The organism is Massilia aurea (genome assembly GCF_024753205.1).
GTDB classification, from domain to species: Bacteria; Pseudomonadota; Gammaproteobacteria; order Burkholderiales; family Burkholderiaceae_D; genus Telluria; species Telluria aurea.
Map to the genome: position 1 here is coordinate 119,880 of NZ_JANUGZ010000005.1, position 15,770 is coordinate 135,649.

Annotated in this window: 15 protein-coding genes, 2 tRNA genes and 1 pseudogene; 13 read left to right on the forward strand and 5 right to left on the reverse strand. The window is 64.8% G+C overall.

Features of this window, described 5'->3' with window-relative positions; genetic code table 11:
- Positions 1–89: 89 nt before the first annotated feature.
- The 3 genes from NX775_RS19735 to NX775_RS19745 all read left to right on the forward strand — a co-directional run bounded on the left by NX775_RS19735 (position 90) and on the right by NX775_RS19745 (position 4,695).
- Positions 90–2,606: a DNA translocase FtsK gene (locus NX775_RS19735; RefSeq protein WP_258837514.1), complete on the forward strand. Its 2,517-nt coding sequence runs from the start codon at positions 90–92 to the stop codon at positions 2,604–2,606.
- Positions 2,607–2,736: 130 nt separating this feature from the next.
- Positions 2,737–3,372 carry an outer membrane lipoprotein chaperone LolA gene (gene lolA / locus NX775_RS19740; protein WP_258837515.1) on the forward strand — a complete coding sequence of 212 codons (636 nt, stop codon included), beginning with the start codon at positions 2,737–2,739 and terminating at the stop codon, positions 3,370–3,372.
- A gap of 21 nt (positions 3,373–3,393) precedes the next feature.
- The gene (locus NX775_RS19745; protein WP_183550893.1) at positions 3,394–4,695 is read left to right on the forward strand and encodes an AAA family ATPase; all 1,302 of its coding nucleotides are present in this window, start codon (positions 3,394–3,396) and stop codon (positions 4,693–4,695) included.
- Here the strand turns inward: NX775_RS19745 and NX775_RS19750 are convergent.
- Entirely contained in the window at positions 4,692–5,057 is a 366-nt protein-coding gene (locus NX775_RS19750; protein WP_258837516.1) for a winged helix-turn-helix domain-containing protein, read from the reverse strand. The two genes, NX775_RS19745 and NX775_RS19750, sit on opposite strands and share 4 nt — an antisense overlap.
- Positions 5,058–5,469: 412 nt before the next feature.
- Between NX775_RS19750 and NX775_RS19755 the strand changes: the two genes are divergently transcribed.
- The 4 genes from NX775_RS19755 (at position 5,470) to NX775_RS19770 (ending at position 8,336) form a co-directional block, all read left to right on the forward strand.
- Entirely contained in the window at positions 5,470–5,661 is a 192-nt protein-coding gene (locus tag NX775_RS19755) for a hypothetical protein (protein WP_258837517.1), read from the forward strand.
- A gap of 119 nt (positions 5,662–5,780) precedes the next feature.
- Positions 5,781–7,076 (forward strand): serine--tRNA ligase, encoded by a 1,296-nt coding sequence (gene serS, locus NX775_RS19760; RefSeq protein ID WP_258837518.1) that lies wholly within the window; start codon positions 5,781–5,783, stop codon positions 7,074–7,076.
- 112 nt (positions 7,077–7,188) lie between these two features.
- Positions 7,189–7,278 (forward strand) — tRNA-Ser (locus NX775_RS19765).
- 104 nt (positions 7,279–7,382) lie between these two features.
- Positions 7,383–8,336: a bile acid:sodium symporter family protein gene (locus NX775_RS19770; RefSeq protein WP_258837519.1), complete on the forward strand. Its 954-nt coding sequence runs from the start codon at positions 7,383–7,385 to the stop codon at positions 8,334–8,336.
- On the opposite strand, the gene NX775_RS19775 is transcribed toward NX775_RS19770, so the two are convergent.
- On the reverse strand, positions 8,333–8,833 hold the full coding sequence (locus NX775_RS19775) for an arsinothricin resistance N-acetyltransferase ArsN1 family B (RefSeq protein ID WP_258837520.1): 501 nt from the start codon (positions 8,831–8,833) through the stop codon (positions 8,333–8,335). The two genes, NX775_RS19770 and NX775_RS19775, sit on opposite strands and share 4 nt — an antisense overlap.
- A gap of 176 nt (positions 8,834–9,009) precedes the next feature.
- Here NX775_RS19775 and NX775_RS19780 point away from each other — a divergent pair.
- The 4 genes and pseudogenes from NX775_RS19780 (at position 9,010) to NX775_RS19795 (ending at position 13,013) form a co-directional block, all read left to right on the forward strand.
- A pseudogene (locus tag NX775_RS19780) lies at positions 9,010–10,515 on the forward strand (DASS family sodium-coupled anion symporter).
- A gap of 25 nt (positions 10,516–10,540) precedes the next feature.
- Positions 10,541–11,515 (forward strand): phosphate acetyltransferase, encoded by a 975-nt coding sequence (locus tag NX775_RS19785; protein WP_258837521.1) that lies wholly within the window; start codon positions 10,541–10,543, stop codon positions 11,513–11,515.
- A complete protein-coding gene (locus NX775_RS19790; protein WP_258837855.1) occupies positions 11,515–12,729 on the forward strand; it encodes an acetate/propionate family kinase in 1,215 nt (404 codons plus the stop codon). The genes NX775_RS19785 and NX775_RS19790 overlap by 1 nt, the downstream gene beginning before the upstream one ends.
- Positions 12,726–13,013, forward strand: coding sequence for an RNA recognition motif domain-containing protein (locus NX775_RS19795; protein WP_258837522.1), 288 nt, complete (start codon positions 12,726–12,728; stop codon positions 13,011–13,013). The genes NX775_RS19790 and NX775_RS19795 overlap by 4 nt, the downstream gene beginning before the upstream one ends.
- Here NX775_RS19795 and NX775_RS19800 read toward each other — a convergent pair.
- From NX775_RS19800 to NX775_RS19810, 3 genes are all read right to left on the reverse strand, one after another.
- Positions 12,974–13,300, reverse strand: coding sequence for a hypothetical protein (locus NX775_RS19800; RefSeq protein ID WP_258837523.1), 327 nt, complete (start codon positions 13,298–13,300; stop codon positions 12,974–12,976). The genes NX775_RS19795 and NX775_RS19800 overlap by 40 nt on opposite strands.
- A 17-nt stretch (positions 13,301–13,317) precedes the next feature.
- Positions 13,318–14,025 carry a hypothetical protein gene (locus NX775_RS19805; protein WP_258837524.1) on the reverse strand — a complete coding sequence of 236 codons (708 nt, stop codon included), beginning with the start codon at positions 14,023–14,025 and terminating at the stop codon, positions 13,318–13,320.
- A gap of 123 nt (positions 14,026–14,148) precedes the next feature.
- A complete protein-coding gene (locus NX775_RS19810) occupies positions 14,149–15,054 on the reverse strand; it encodes a LysR family transcriptional regulator (RefSeq protein WP_258837525.1) in 906 nt (301 codons plus the stop codon).
- 107 nt (positions 15,055–15,161) lie between these two features.
- Here NX775_RS19810 and NX775_RS19815 point away from each other — a divergent pair, with 107 nt between their 5' ends.
- Both NX775_RS19815 and NX775_RS19820 read left to right on the forward strand, forming a co-directional pair.
- Entirely contained in the window at positions 15,162–15,503 is a 342-nt protein-coding gene (locus NX775_RS19815; protein WP_258837526.1) for a nuclear transport factor 2 family protein, read from the forward strand.
- A 116-nt stretch (positions 15,504–15,619) separates the two neighbouring features.
- Positions 15,620–15,709, forward strand: a tRNA-Ser gene (locus tag NX775_RS19820).
- The last annotated feature ends 61 nt before the right edge of the window (positions 15,710–15,770 follow it).

The following is a 15,770-nucleotide window of genomic DNA, read 5'->3' on the forward strand; positions in this document are numbered from 1 at the left end:
CGCGCGGGCATGAATCGTGGGGCCAGCGCGACCACATATCGCTTAGAATGACCGGATCGTCGATTCGTAGTTACCACGCAGTGCCTGCAATGAGCAAGAATAGTCCAGCCGCCACCTCCGGATATACCCGCACCAAGCAAACGGCCCGCGCGCCGCTGCCAGGCCGCCTGTCGCGCCTGCTGTCCGAAGCGCGCTGGATCGCCGGCGCCGTCGCGTTCCTTTATTTCGTCCTGATTTTGCTCAGCTACAGCAAGGGGGATCCCGGCTGGTCGCACGCCAATTCGGTGCCGCGCATCGATAATCTGGGCGGCGCTGCCGGCGCCTGGCTGTCCGACCTGCTGCTGTTCATCTTCGGCTTTTCGGCCTGGTGGTGGAGCGTCATCTTCCTGCGCCAGGTCTGGCGCGGCTGGCGGCGCCTGACCGACAAGCTCGGCACGGCCGCGGCCGCCGAGCCCGTGCACCACGGTGAAATCTATGTGCGCTGGATCGGCTTCGCGCTGATGTTCGCCGGCAGTGTCGGCCTGGAATACCTGCGCATGTGGTCGTGGGATGTTGAACTGCCGCGCGCACCGGGTGGCGTACTGGGTCAACTGATCGGGCATGCCAGCCAGGTCACGTTCGGCGCGACCGGCGCCACCTTGCTCCTGTTGCTGCTGTTCGGCCTGGGCTTCTCGCTGTTCTTCCAGGTGTCGTGGCTGGCCGTGGCCGAGCGCATCGGCGGCGTGTTCGACGATGCGTTCGACTGGTTCCGCCTGCGCATGGAAGACATCGAAGACCGCAAGCAGGGCGAAGTCGCGGCCGTCAAGCGCGACGAGGTCGTGGATCACGGCCGCGCCAAGTTCACCGAAAAGCATTCGAACGAGCCGATTCCGGTCGTCAAGGCCGAGCCGTCGCTCGACATGCCGCCAGCACCGGCGCCGGTTTCCATGGCCAAGTCGACCGCGTCGTCGGCGCCAGGTGTTGCGCCGGGCGTTGTTCCAGGTGGGGCGCCGAATGTCGTGCCAAATGCGCAACCTGCGCTGCAACCGATCAAGATCGAGCCGCAGATGGTCAGCGTGCCCAAGTCCGAGCGCGCCGAAAAAGAGCGCCAGACGCCATTGTTCTCCGATCACCGGGGCGATACCGGCCTGCCGCCGCTGGCGCTGCTCGATGAAGCCCCGCCTGTGACCGAAACGGTCAGTGTCGAGACGCTGGAATTCACCAGCCGCCTCATCGAAAAGAAACTGTCCGACTTCGGCGTCGACGCCAAGGTCGTGGCTGCCTACCCGGGCCCGGTCGTCACGCGCTACGAAATCGAGCCGGCCACCGGCGTAAAAGGTAGCCAGATCGTCAACCTGGCGCGCGACCTGGCGCGTTCGCTGTCGCTGACCTCGATCCGCGTCGTGGAAACCATCCCCGGCAAGAACTACATGGCGCTCGAGCTGCCAAACCCGAAGCGCCAGATCGTGCGCCTGTCCGAAATCGTCGGCTCCAAGGTGTATGGCGACAGCGCATCGAGCCTGACCGTGGCGCTGGGCAAGGACATCGCCGGCAAGCCGGTGGTGGCCGACCTGGCCAAGATGCCCCACTTGCTGGTGGCGGGTACGACGGGTTCCGGCAAGTCGGTCGGCATCAACGCCACCATCCTGTCGCTGCTCTACAAGTCCGACCCGGCCGATGTGCGCCTGATCCTGATCGACCCGAAGATGCTGGAAATGTCGGTGTACGAAGGCATTCCGCACCTGCTCGCACCGGTCGTGACCGACATGCGCCAGGCGGGGCACGCGCTGAACTGGGCCGTCAACGAGATGGAGCGCCGCTACAAGTTGATGAGTAAGCTCGGCGTGCGTAATCTCGCCGGCTACAACAACAAGATCCTCGAGGCCGACAAGCGCGAAGAGCACATCCCGAATCCGTTCTCGATCATGCCGGACAACCCGGAGCCGCTCGAGAAGCTGCCGACCATCGTCATCATCATCGACGAATTGGCCGACCTGATGATGGTCGTCGGCAAGAAGGTCGAAGAGCTGATTGCCCGTATTGCGCAAAAGGCGCGCGCGGCCGGCATTCACCTGATCCTGGCAACGCAGCGCCCGTCGGTCGACGTCATCACGGGCCTGATCAAGGCGAACATCCCGACCCGCATTGCGTTCCAGGTGTCGTCAAAAATTGACTCGCGCACGATTCTTGACCAGATGGGCGCCGAGGCGCTGCTGGGCATGGGTGACATGCTGTACATGCCGCCGGGTACCGGCCTGCCAGTGCGCGTGCACGGGGCCTTCGTGTCCGACGAGGAAGTGCATCGAGTTGTAAAACATCTGCAATCGCTGGGCGAGCCGAACTATATTGAAGGCATCCTCGAAGGGGGCACGCTGGAAGAAGGCGGCGCCGCCGACGGGGCCGCAGCAGGCGAGGGTGGTGGCGAGGCCGACGCGCTGTACGACCAGGCGGTGCAGGTGGTGCTCAAGAACCGCCGCGCATCGATTTCGCTGGTCCAGCGTCATCTGCGCATCGGCTACAACCGCGCCGCACGCCTGCTGGAACAGATGGAAAACAGCGGCGTCGTCTCGCCAATGCAGTCGAACGGCAACCGCGACATCCTGGTGCCGGCAGCCAGCGCGGAATAACAGCGCGCCGGCCATTCGCTTTCGTTACGTGGGCGGGTCATCTGCCTTCGTCGGCTGTAGGGTGGACGGCTCCGCCGTCCACGCGTCCAACCTGCCCAAGCAAGCCCAACAACAAGAAAAGGCCCCAAGCATGCAATCAACCAAATTCACCATCGCCGCACTCCTGGCCACGAGCGCCTTCGCATTCTCGACCACCGCCAGCGCCGCCGCACTCGACCAGTTCAAATCCTTCGTCGCCAGCACCAAATCGGCCAAGGGCGAATTCACCCAGCAACAGCTGGGCAAATCCAAAAGTGGCAAGGCCAGCCCCGCATCGAGCGGCAGCTTCGTCTTTGCGCGTCCCGGCAAGTTCATCTGGACCTACCAGAAACCGTACGAGCAGGTCCTGCAAGCCGATGGCGACCAGCTGTATATCTACGACAAGGACCTGAACCAGGTCACCGTGCGCAAACTGGGTAACGCGCTGGGTTCATCCCCGGCCGCGATCCTGTTTGGCAGCAACAAGCTGGAAGAAAACTTCACGCTCAGTGAAGCCGGCGAGCGCGACGGCATGGAGTGGCTCAACGCCGTCCCGAAAGCCAGGGATACATCGTTCGAGCAGATCAGCATCGGCCTGAAGGGCGGGGTGCCGCTGGCGATGGAACTGAAGGACACGTTCGGCCAGACTTCGCGCCTGACGTTCACCAACTTCCAGCGCAACCCGGCCCTGGGCGCGCAGCAATTCAAGTTCGAGACGCCCAAGGGCGCCGACGTCGTCAACCAGTAAGAGCCGCACCGGAGAGCGCCAGTGGATGACCTGTTCAAGACCGAACCGGCGGCGCCGCTGGCCGAGGCCCTGCGCCCGCGCACCATCGACGAGGTCGTGGGGCAGAGCCACCTGTTGGGCCCCGGCAAGCCGCTGAACCTGGTCTTCAAGTCGGGCAAGCCCCATTCGATGATCCTGTGGGGCCCGCCGGGCGTGGGCAAGACCACGCTGGCGCGCCTGACCGCGTACGCGTTCGACTGCGAGTTCATCGCGCTGTCGGCCGTGCTGTCGGGCGTGAAGGATATCCGTGCATCCATCGACCAGGCCGAGCAGTATCTGGCGCGCGGCAAGCACACGATCCTGTTCATCGACGAAATCCACCGCTTCAACAAATCGCAGCAGGATGCCTTGCTGCCGTTCGTCGAAAGTGGGCTGGTCACGCTGATCGGCGCGACCACCGAGAACCCGTCGTTCGAGGTCAACTCGGCGCTGCTGTCGCGGTCGCAGGTGTACACGCTCAAGGCGCTCACCGATGACGAACTGCGCCAGTTGCTCGCGCGCGCCAAGGAATCCGTGCTGCAGCATCTCGAATTCGACGAGGTCGCCATCGACACGCTGATCGGTTATGCCGACGGCGACGCGCGCCGCTTCCTGAACCTGCTCGAACAGACGAAGACGTCCAGCGACACGGCCGGCATCACGCACATCACGGCCGACTTCGTCGAAAATGCGCTGACGCTGAACGTGCGCCGTTTCGACAAGGGCGGTGACAATTTCTATGACCAGATCTCGGCGCTGCACAAGTCAGTGCGCGGCTCGCACCCGGATGCCGCGCTGTACTGGCTGTGCCGCATGCTCGACGGCGGGGCCGACGCCAAGTACCTGTCGCGCCGCATCGTGCGCATGGCCTGGGAAGACATCGGCATCGCCGATCCGCGCGCGATCCAGCTGGCCAACGACGCGGCCGCCACCTATGAGCGGCTCGGTTCGCCGGAAGGCGAACTGGCGCTGGGTCAGGCAGTGATCTATCTGGCAATTGCCGCCAAGAGCAACGCCGGCTACAACGCCTTCAATGCGGCGATGGCCTTTGTGCGCAAGGACAAGTCGCGCGAGGTGCCGGTGCACTTGCGCAATGCGCCGACCAAGCTCATGAAAGAACTGGGCTACGGTCACGATTACCGGTATGCCCACGATGAGCCGAACGCGTATGCGGCGGGCGAGACCTATCTGCCGTACGACATGCCCGAGCCGGGCTGGTACCAGCCGGTGCCGCGCGGGATCGAAACCAAGATCGCCGAAAAGATGGCGTGGCTGCGCGGGCTGGACGACGAGGCGCGCCGCTAGCCGCCCTCGGCCGCCTTCACCAGCAGGCCGGATAACTCATCGAAATATGCCAGCGCCGCCGGCGTCAGGTCGACCTGCTTGCGCCGGCTGTCCTCGGTGTCGGTAAGCATGAGCCAGCCTTTCTTGCGCATCGCTGTGACCCGCGCATGAATGGTGGCGGGCGCACCGAGGTGTTCCTGCGCCATCAGGTCGCGTACGGAGAGTCGCTCGTGCGCCTGCAATGCGCGTGCGACCACGGTCAGCACGCGCTCTTCGCGCGCGTCCAGGGCCCCCAGCGTGGGCAGCGTGCGCAGGGCATCGACCAGATGCAGGAAGCGCAGGTAGATATCAGCCGGCCGCGTCAGTGGTTTTTCGTGACTCATCGAGTTCCCGTGCCCCATCCCGGGGAAGTTTGTTGCATTGGTGCTACGCCCAGTGAGTTGCTGCCTCAGGAAACATCCGCCTGGTTTTAATCCCGCGTCTGTCGGTGTATTGACATTGTAACCAAAGCCTCTCAGTCATGGGTCATCTGGAGCTTGCATTCACGATGGTCGTGGATACCGCGATGTTCCACGATGCACCACGCCTGGTTCGCGCCCGGCGTGTTTCGCCCGGGTCCATGGCGCGCCGCCACTGATTGGCGGGCGGCGTAGCCGTCGGTCGCATGGCGGTGCATTCTGCGCCGCGGTTCGTGTGCTTCGTCGCAAATCGATGGTGGTTCAGGGGATCGGTGGCTACAGTACCACCATACCGCAGCACCTCTGCGAACCCTGAAACCACCACCGAGGAGCCGTCATGAACATCCGTAAAAACTTCGAAGCCCTGTTCCTGGCCGTTGTTGCACTGGGCCTGGTTGGCAGCTACGTCACCGCCAGCGAACGGCCGATCATGATCGCTGCATCGGCCGCATCGACCGCGCCGGCACTCGACATGGCCAGCATCCAGACCGTCGTCGTAAGCGCGCCGCGCCTGGCCGCCACCCTGTAACTCGCCGCCAACCGGTGGGCAGGCGAGGGCCCGGCAGAGTGACTGCCAAATCTCGCAAGGAATGCCAGTCGGCTTGGTACAATTGTGGTTTCGATACACACAGCCTGGTCCAACCCGACATGATTGACATCCAACTTCTCCGCAAAGACATCGATACCGCTGCCGCCCGCCTGGCGACGCGCAAATACCAGCTCGATGTGTCCGCCTTCAGTGCACTGGAGGCCGAGCGCAAGGCCATCCAGACGCGCACCGAAGAACTGCAGGGCAAGCGCAATGCGCTGTCCAAGCAGATCGGCATGCTCAAGGGCAAAGGCGAAGACACGACGGCCGTGATGGCGGAAGTGGCGGGCCTGGCCGACGAGCTCAAGGCCAATGAAGCGGCGCTGGCGAAGGTGCAGGAGAGCATGGCCCAGTTCATGGCGGCCGTGCCGAATCTGCCGCACGAGAGCGCCCCGCAGGGCCTGGATGAAAGCGGCAACGTCGAAGTGCGCAAGGTCGGCGATGTGCCGGCATTCGACTTCGCCGTGCGCGACCACGTTGACATCGGCGAGCGCCTGGGCCTGGACTTCGAAACCGCCACCAAGATTACCGGCTCGCGCTTCTCGATGATGAAGGGTGGCATGGCGCGCCTGCACCGCGCGCTGGCGCAGTTCATGCTCGACACGCACACCGAACGCCACGGCTACACCGAGTGCTATACCCCGTACATGGTCAACGCCGATTCGCTGCGCGGCACCGGCCAGCTGCCGAAATTCGAAGCCGACCTGTTCTCGGTGAAAAAGGGTGGCGTCGAAGGCGAGGGCGAAACCTTCTACCTGATCCCGACGTCAGAAGTCTCGCTGACCAACGTCGTGCGCGACGAGATCCTCGCGCTGGACGCGCTGCCGCTCAAGATGACGGCGCACACGCCATGCTTCCGCTCCGAGGCCGGCAGCTACGGCCGCGACACGCGCGGCATGATCCGCCAGCACCAGTTCGACAAGGTCGAGCTGGTCCAGGTGGTGCATCCGGAGCAGTCCTACGCCGTGCTCGACGAGATGGTCGGCCATGCCGAGTTCATCCTGACCTCGCTCGGCCTGCCATACCGCGTCATGCTGCTGTGCACGGGCGATATGGGCTTCTCGGCCGCCAAGACCTTCGACATCGAAGTCTGGCTGCCGGCGCAGAACACCTACCGCGAGATTTCGTCGCTGTCGAACTGCGAAGCCTTCCAGTCGCGCCGCATGCAGGCCCGCTTCCGCAATGCCCAGGGCAAGCTCGAACTGGTGCACACCCTCAATGGCTCGGGTCTGGCCGTAGGCCGCACGCTGGTGGCGGTGCTCGAGAATTACCAGCAGGCCGACGGCAGCGTGATCGTGCCTGAGGTGCTGCGCCCGTACATGGGTGGTCTTGAACGCTTGAGCCCGGCGGCTTGAAATGGGTGAGGGAAGGGAAATTCAGCCACCGCGCATTTTCTCCCTTCCATTTCCCGGGCAATCCGCTATAATGGCGGTCTCTTGCAGCTCACAGCAAGAATCGACCGAATCAGGAGAGGTGGCAGAGTGGTCGAATGTACCTGACTCGAAATCAGGCGTACGCGCGAGCGTACCGTGGGTTCGAATCCCACCCTCTCCGCCAAGTAGCATGGAACAAGCCACCGCAAGGTGGCTTTTTTCATTCCCGAACGCTGCCAGGATCCTCGTATGCTCGCCCGAATGTCATCCCGATTTCTGCCGGACCGAATGACCTTGATGCTGCTGGCCGTCGTGGCCGCAGCCAGCATCTTCCCCGCGCAGGGCGACGTCGCCGCCGTGCTGAAGGTCGTCACGATGGTGATGATCGGCGTGCTGTTCTTTTTACACGGCGCCAAGCTGTCGCGCGCTGCGATCATTGCCGGTGCAACCCACTGGCGCCTGCACCTGCTGGTGCTGTTGTGCACCTTCGCGTTGTTCCCCGTGCTGGCGCTGCTGTTCAAGCCCGCCATCCTGCTGCTGCTCACGCCTGAGCTGTATCTCGGCATCCTGTTTCTGTGCCTGCTGCCCTCGACCGTGCAGTCGTCGATCGCGTTCACGGCCGCGGCGCGTGGCAATGTGCCGGCTGCGGTCTGCAGCGCTTCGGTGTCCAGCCTGCTCGGCATCGTCCTCACGCCGTTGCTGGTGAGCGTGGCGATGCCAGCGTCGTCCGGCGCCGGCGCATCGCTCGATTCGGTGCTGATGATCGTCTATCAGCTGTTGCTGCCATTCGTTGCCGGCCAGATCGCGCGGCGCTGGATTGGCGGCTGGGTCGATCGCCACAAGAGCCTGGTCAGGGGCGTCGACCAGGGCTCGATCCTGCTGGTGGTGTTTTCCGCGTTCAGCGCGGCAGTAGTGGAAGGGTTGTGGTCACGCGTGCCACCCGCCATGCTGGGCAACCTGATCCTGGTCTGCATCCTCCTGCTGGCCGTCGTCATGCTGACAGTGACGTGGCTGGCGCGGCGCTTCGGTTTTTCGAAGCCCGACGAAATCACCATCGTGTTTTGCGGTTCCAAGAAAAGCCTGGCCACCGGCATCCCGCTGGCCCATGTGCTGATCCCCGCCGCCAGCATCAGCATGGTGGTGCTGCCGCTGATGCTGTTCCACCAAATCCAGCTGATCGTCTGCGCGGTGATTGCGGGCCGTTACGCGCGGCGGCCGGTTGAGCCCGCCGAGCAAGTCTAGCCTGGCGTCAGGCGCATCTGCCAGTACCCGACATCGAGCCACATCCCGAGCTTGAAGCCCACTTCTGAAAAGTGCGCGACCTTGGCAAAACCCAGGCGTTCGTGCAGCCGGACACTGCGCGCGTTCGGCTGCGCAATGCCGGCAATGACCGTATGCAGGCCGCGCGTACGTAACTCGTCCAGCAAGCTGGCATACAGGCGCATGCCATGGCCCTGGCCGGCCAGCGTGGCATCGAGATAGATCGTGCTCTCGACCGCGTGGCGGTAGGCGGGGCGGGCGCGCCATTTGGTAGCGTAGGCGTAGCCGATGATGGCGTCGCCGTCTGTCAGCACCAGCCAGGGCAGGCCGCCGTCGATCACGTCCGCAATGCGCGCGGCCATGTCGTCGGCATTCACCGGCGCTTCCTCGAACGAGATGGTTGTGCCGTCGACGTAGTGGTTGTAGATCGCGCAGATGCGGGCGGCGTCGAGCGGGCATGCGGGGCGAATTGTGGTCATCGTCGGGTGCAAGGCCATGTAAAGATGCATCATAGGACAAGCTGAGCCATAAACCACGATCTGCGTGAATACCCGACCAAACCGCTCGATGATTGATGCGGTGCAATATATTCCTGTTACTATCAGACCAGTAGTCAATATTTTCGTTGGCTGGTCGGTTACGTAGAAGGAAGTTCATGCTGTTGCGCTTGCAGGCTGCGTTTCGTTATTTCAATCAGGCCGTGCCGTTTCGCCTGATTCCTGCACTGATCACCACCGCCGTACTGCTCACGCTACTGGCGATTCCGCACCCGGCTGGCTTGACCGCGGGTGCATGGACGCTAGTGGCGATTTTTCTGACCACCATCGTCGCCATCATCCTGAAGGTCATGCCGATTGGCGTCATGGCGCTGATGGCGATCGTGATCGTGGCGCTGTCGCAAGTGACGTCCGGGTCATCGAAGGGCGCAATGGCGGACGCGCTGGGCAGCTTTTCCAGCCCGCTGATCTGGTTGATCGTCGTTGCCGTGCTGATTTCGCGCGGCCTGAAAAAGACGGGCCTGGGCAACCGTATCGGCCTGAACTTCATCGCGCTGCTCGGCAAGCGCACGATCGGCATTGGCTACGGGCTGGCCGTCTGCGAACTGGTGCTGGCGCCGTTCACGCCCAGTAATACCGCGCGCGGCGGCGGCATCGTCCACCCGATCATGAAATCGATCGCCGCGTCGTTCGATTCCGATCCGGCCAAGGGCACCGAGGGCAGGGTGGGTACCTACCTGGCACTGGTCAACTACCACGCCAATCCGATCACCTCGACGATGTTCGTGACCGCCACCGCGCCCAATCCGCTGGTGGTCGACTTCGTCGCGCGCGCCAGCGGCTAGACATTTCAGCTCAGCTGGACCACGTGGGCGCTGTGCATGGTATTGCCGGGCCTCGTGTGCCTGTTTCTGATGCCCCTGATTATTTACCTGCTGGCGCCGCCAGAGCTCAAGCAGACACCCGATGCGATCGGCTTCGCGCGGGGCGAGCTCGCCCGCATGGGGCCCTTGTCGGCCAGTGAGCGCGTGATGCTCGGCACCTTCGGCCTGTTGCTGGTGCTGTGGGCGAACGTACCGGCCATGCTCTTTGGCAGCGCGTTCACGCTCGACCCGACCGTGGTCGCCTTTGTCGGCCTGTTCATCCTGATCATCACTGGCACGCTTGATTGGGACGATATCCTGTCCGAGAAAAGCGCGTGGGATACCTTGATCTGGTTCGGCGCGCTCGTCATGCTGGCCGAGCAGCTCAACAAGATGGGCGTGATCGCCTGGGCCTCGAACGGCATGCGCGACGCCATCGTCGCCAGCGGCATGGGGTGGGGCGCCGCAGCGAGCGTGCTGGTGCTGGCCTTCGTGTTCTCGCACTACCTGTTTGCCAGCACCACGGCCCACATCAGCGCGATGATGTTCGCGTTTCTGTCGGTGGGCGCCGCGCTCGTGCCAGGCCAGTATCTGGTGCTGTTCCTGCTGATGATGACGGCGTCGTCGGGCATCATGATGACGCTGACCCACTACGCCACCGGCACCTCGCCGATCATCTTCGGCAGCGGGTATGTCAGCATGGGGCTGTGGTGGAAAGTCGGCTTCATCATGTGCCTGTTCGAGCTGGCGGTGTTTGCTGTCGTCGGCGGCCTGTGGTGGAAGTTGCTCGGGTACTGGTGATGTACCCACGTTCAAGGAGAGATAGATGACCGCAGTGCCGACAGTAGTTGCGACCCCACATCCGTATTACGACCGCCTGATTGAAGCCGGCCGCGCCAATGGCCCGGTGACGGTGGCGGTGGCGCATCCGTGCGACCGCTACGCACTCGAAGCGGCGCTCGACGCAGCCCGCATCGGCCTGATCACGCCACTGCTGGTCGGCCCGGCGGCGCGCATCCACGCTGCGGCCGATGCGGCTGGCCTGGACATCGGCGCACTGCGCCTGGTCGACACGGCGCACAGCCACGCGTCGGCCGCGCGCGCCGTCGAACTGGTGCGTGAAGGGAAGGCTGCCGCACTGATGAAAGGCAGCCTGCACACCGATGAACTGATGGGCGCGGTGGTGGCCGCCACGACCGGCCTGCGCACGGCGCGGCGCCTGAGTCACTGCTTCGTGATGGACGTGCCGGGGCGCAGCGAACCGTTGATCATCACCGACGCCGCCATCAACATCATCCCGACGCTGGCCGAGAAGCGCGACATCGTGCAGAACGCGATCGACCTGGCGCACGTGCTGCGCTTCGAGGGCGTGCGCGTGGCGATCCTGGCGGCGGTGGAAACGGTCAGCGACAAGATGCCCTCGACGATCGACGCGGCGGCGCTGTGCAAGATGGCTGATCGCGGCCAGATCACCGGCGCGATCCTCGATGGCCCGCTGGCGATGGACAATGCGATCGACCCGCAGGCTGCCGCCGTCAAGGGGCTCGACTCGCCCGTGGCCGGGCGCGCCAACGTGCTCGTCGCGCCGGATCTGGAAGCCGGCAACATGCTGGCCAAGAGCCTGACTTTCATGGCCGGGGCGGCGGCGGCCGGCATCGTCCTCGGCGCGCGCGTGCCGCTGATCCTGACCAGCCGCGCCGATTCGGTCGCCGCGCGCCTGGCGTCGTGCGCCGTCGCCGTGCTGCTGGCGCGGCATCAGCTGGCCAGCGCCACGGCCAGCGCCAGCGTGGCGGGGCGCTGATGGCGACGCAGGACTGTATCGCCGTCATCAATGCCGGCTCGTCGAGCATCAAGTTTTCGCTGCATGCACTGCCCGATCTGGCGCCGCTCTTCGCCGGCAAGATCGACGGGCTGTATCGGGGCGCCGCGCGCTTCATCGCCCGCGACGCCGCTGGCGACACGGTTGGCGAACATGCCTGGACGACGCCGCTCGACCATCAGGCCGGCATGGAATACCTGATCGATTTCGCCGAGGGCCACCTGGATGGCTACCGCGTGTGCGCGGTCGGTCACCGCATCGTGCACGGCGGCGTCGACTTCAGCGGACCGGTGCAGCTGGACGAGGCCGTGCTCGACCGGCTGGCCGGCCTGATTCCGCTGGCGCCGCTGCACCTGCCGCACAATCTGGCGCCGGTACGCGCCTTGATGGCGCTGCGTCCCGGCCTGCTGCAGGTCGGCTGCTTCGACACCGCATTCCACACGGCGCAGCCGGCGCTGGCGCAGGCGTTCGCGCTGCCAGAGGCGATCACTGATTTGGGCATCCGCCGCTATGGCTTTCACGGGCTGTCCTACGAATATATCGCGGCCACGCTGCCGCTGTGCGATCCGGCGCTGGCCGGCGCGCGCGTGGTCGCCGCGCACCTGGGCAACGGTGCCAGCATGTGCGCGATGCAGGGCGGGCGCAGCATGGCCAGCACGATGGGTTTCACGGCAGTCGACGGCCTGCCGATGGGCACGCGCTGCGGCGCGCTCGATCCTGGTGTGGTCATCTACCTCATTGACGAACTGGGCATGACGGTGGAGAGCGTGCAGCGCATGATGTACAACGAGTCGGGCTTGCTGGGCGTGTCCGGCGTGTCGTCCGACATGCGCGTGCTGGAAGCGAGCAGCGAGCCGCGCGCGCAACTGGCGATCGACCTGCTGGTGTACCGGATCGGCCGCGAACTGGGTTCGCTGGCGGCCAGCCTGAGCGGGCTGGATGCATTGGTGTTCTCGGGCGGGATCGGCGAGAACAGCGCGCAGCTGCGCGCCGCGGTATGCCGTGATGCGGCCTGGCTTGGCGTCGAGCTCGACCCGGCCGCGAACGCGGCGCTGCCCGCCGGCCCGGCCCGCATCAGCCTGGCGTCGAGCCGGGTCGCCGTCTGGCTGGTGCCCGCCAACGAAGAACTGATGATCGCGCGCCATACACGTGACATGCTCGATCCACCTTTGCCTGAACCTGGAGAACACCCATGAAAGTCATCCTGTCGGGCCTGCACGCCGATGCCTGTGAAAGCGCCATCATCGACAGCTTCACCCCGTACTTTCACATCACGCAGGTGGACATGATCCGGGAAGGCTCGCCTGACAGCCCCTGGGCCGTGCTGCACATCGCCGACTCGTACGAGCACGCGTGGGCCGCCTGCAACAGCCTGCGCGGCGTCTTCCATCGCGGCAAGCGCCTGAGCGTCTATATCCCGACGCACCAGCCCGACATCTATCACGAGTTCGCGCCGCACGAGCGCCTCGATATCGCTTGAGCGTGGCGGCGTGGCGCAGCGTGCCACTGGCAGCCGGGCAGGCGCTGCAACAGCTGCGCTTGCAATGCCGGGGCGGCGTCGCGCTCAACGCACAGCAAGGCGCGCACCGTGCACCCGCTCGGACAGGCGTCGATGCGCAGGAATCGCACCGCGTCCAGCCCCGCGCGGATCACCGCTTCGCGCAAGCTCGTTGCCGATGCGGTGTCCACTTGCAGCCAGACGAGCATCGTGTGATCGGCCGGCGGCTGGCGTCGCAGGGCGGGGCTGTAAAGCGTAACGTGTTTCATCGTGATTTCTCCTGCGGTTACCGTGACATCCGGCGTGTCAAAGATTCCTGGCGACTGATCATCGCCTGCACGGCGCATGCCATCGGCGCTGCCGCCGGATACACCTCGTCGTACAGCGCGCGTAGTTCGGCGGCCGCTTCGGGATCGCAGGTCGTAGCGTCCGACACACAGCGGCCAGGCCCGTAGTCGCGCGCGGCCGGCGCATGCAGGACCGTCGCGGTCAGTGTGGCGTCCTCGACCCGCGCCACGTGTGCGAGCACGGCGGCGCGCTCGCTGACGCCCGGGCCGGCGGCGCCGCTGACAGCGACAAACATCACCCGCATGGCGGGGTTGAACGTGCGTGCGCCATGCAGGCGCGCCAGCAGGCGGTATTGCAGGTCAAGCTCGAGCGCGCCGCTGCGCACAGGCACCACCACCAGCCGGCTCTCGGCCAGCACGCAGCGGCAGCCGTCGGTATCGCGCGTGCCCGCGTCGATCAGGATGTCGTCGAACAGCGGCCGCAGTGCGGCCAGGCGCGTCTTGACCGCGCGACTGCCCACCTGGTGGGTTTCGATCCACGGCTGCACGCCGGCCTGGTTGCGTTCTTCGGACCAGTCGCTGTTGCCATTCCCGGCGGTGGTCATCAGGCATACGCGACGCCCCGCACGCGCGCGCAGCACCGCCAGGTTGCGCGCGACGACCGTGCGCTCGGGGCTGCTGTGTTGATTGACGATAGCGATGATCATGGCTGGCTTTCCTGAACAGATTCGATCTGCCCAGCGTAGCGACCCGGCCGTAAAAACAGGGCAAAAGAGCAGGGCGCACCTGTCAATGCCGTGTAAACGCGGCATTGAATGTACAGCGGACGATCAGGCGGCTGCGTCGCGCAGCGCGGTGGCCATGTCGATGAAGGCGCGCAGCTTGGGCTGGCCTTGCGCTTTCGTGGCGAAGTACAGGTAGAGGCCTGACGTGTTTGGGACGAACGGTGCAAGGACCTGTTCGAGCTGGCCGTTGGCGAGGTCGTGCGCGATCTCGATGTCGGGCAGGTAGGCCAGGCCCAGGCCCGAGCGGGCGAAGTCGGCAATCAGGCCCGTGTCGTTGACCACGAGCGTGTGGCCGGTCTCGACGTGGAATGCGGCGCCATCGCGCGTGAACTGCCAGCGCGCCAGCATGTTCGAGGTGTGGAAGCGGTAGCGGATCGTCGCGTGGCGCACGAGGTCTTCCGGTATGCGCGGCCGGCCGGCTTCGGCGAAGTAAGCGGGGGCGCCGACGACCGACCAGCGCAGGTCGGGCGTCAGCCGCACCGCCACCATGCCCTGCGCGACTGACTGGCCGAGACGGATGCCCGCGTCGTATCCCCGTTCCAGCAAATCGACCTCGCCGTCATCGAGCGAGATATCGAGCGCCACGTCGGGATGCGCGCGCCGGAACTGCGGCATCAATGTCCTGAGCACCAGCGTGCCCAGTGCACGCGGGACGGTCAGCCGCAAGGTGCCGGCCGGCTTGTCCCGAAAGCGCGCCAGGCTCGAAAAAGCGTCGTCGATCTGACACGTCGCCGCCAGCAGGTCGGCGTACAGCGCGCTGCCCGTCTCGGTCAGCATGACCCGGCGCGTGTTGCGCGTCAGGAGGATGACGCCGTGCTGCGCTTCGAGCAGTTTCACGGCCTTGCTGGCGGCGGCAGGTGTCACGCCGATGCGGATGGCGGCGGCGGTAAAACTCTTCATTTCGGCAACGGCGAGAAAGATGCGGATGGCATCCAGAGAAGTATGTTTCATCGCCGCGATCATGAACTTGGAGTTGATAGTCTATCGGCTAACTGTATGTATCGCCAGGTAATCAAGGCTGGCAGGATGGGGACTTCCATTGACCTTCAGGAGATACCATGACAATCCCAATGCCCATCCCCATCCCCACCCCGGTCGCAGACTACTTTCTGCACGCGAATGCACGCGATGCCGATGCGGGGGCAGCGTGCTTCAGCCAGGATGCCGAGGTACGCGACGAGGGGCATGTGTATCGCGGGCGCGACGCGATCCACGCCTGGAAGCGCACGACCAGCGCCCGCTACGGTGCAATAGCGCATCCGGTATCGTGCGAAATGACGCCGCCCGGTTGTATCGTCCAGGCCGAAGTCACGGGTAACTTCCCCGGCAGCCCCGCGCGCATCGTGTTCGATTTCAGTCTCGACGGCCCGGCGATCACCGCCCTGGCCATCCGTGCATGAGCTAACCTGGACAGCAAGTCGCCGTCATGAGAATAAGTTGCACGGCATTACTTGCAAGATCCGCCAAGCTGTCGGTATAATGCGGCCTCTCGCAGCGATGCGAGACGACCGAATCTGGAGAGGTGGCAGAGTGGTCGAATGTACCTGACTCGAAATCAGGCGTACGCGCGAGCGTACCGTGGGTTCGAATCCCACCCTCTCCGCCAAGTAGCAAAAAAAAAGCCACCGCAAGGTGGCTTTTTTCATTCCGCGGCGTATCAGAGGAGC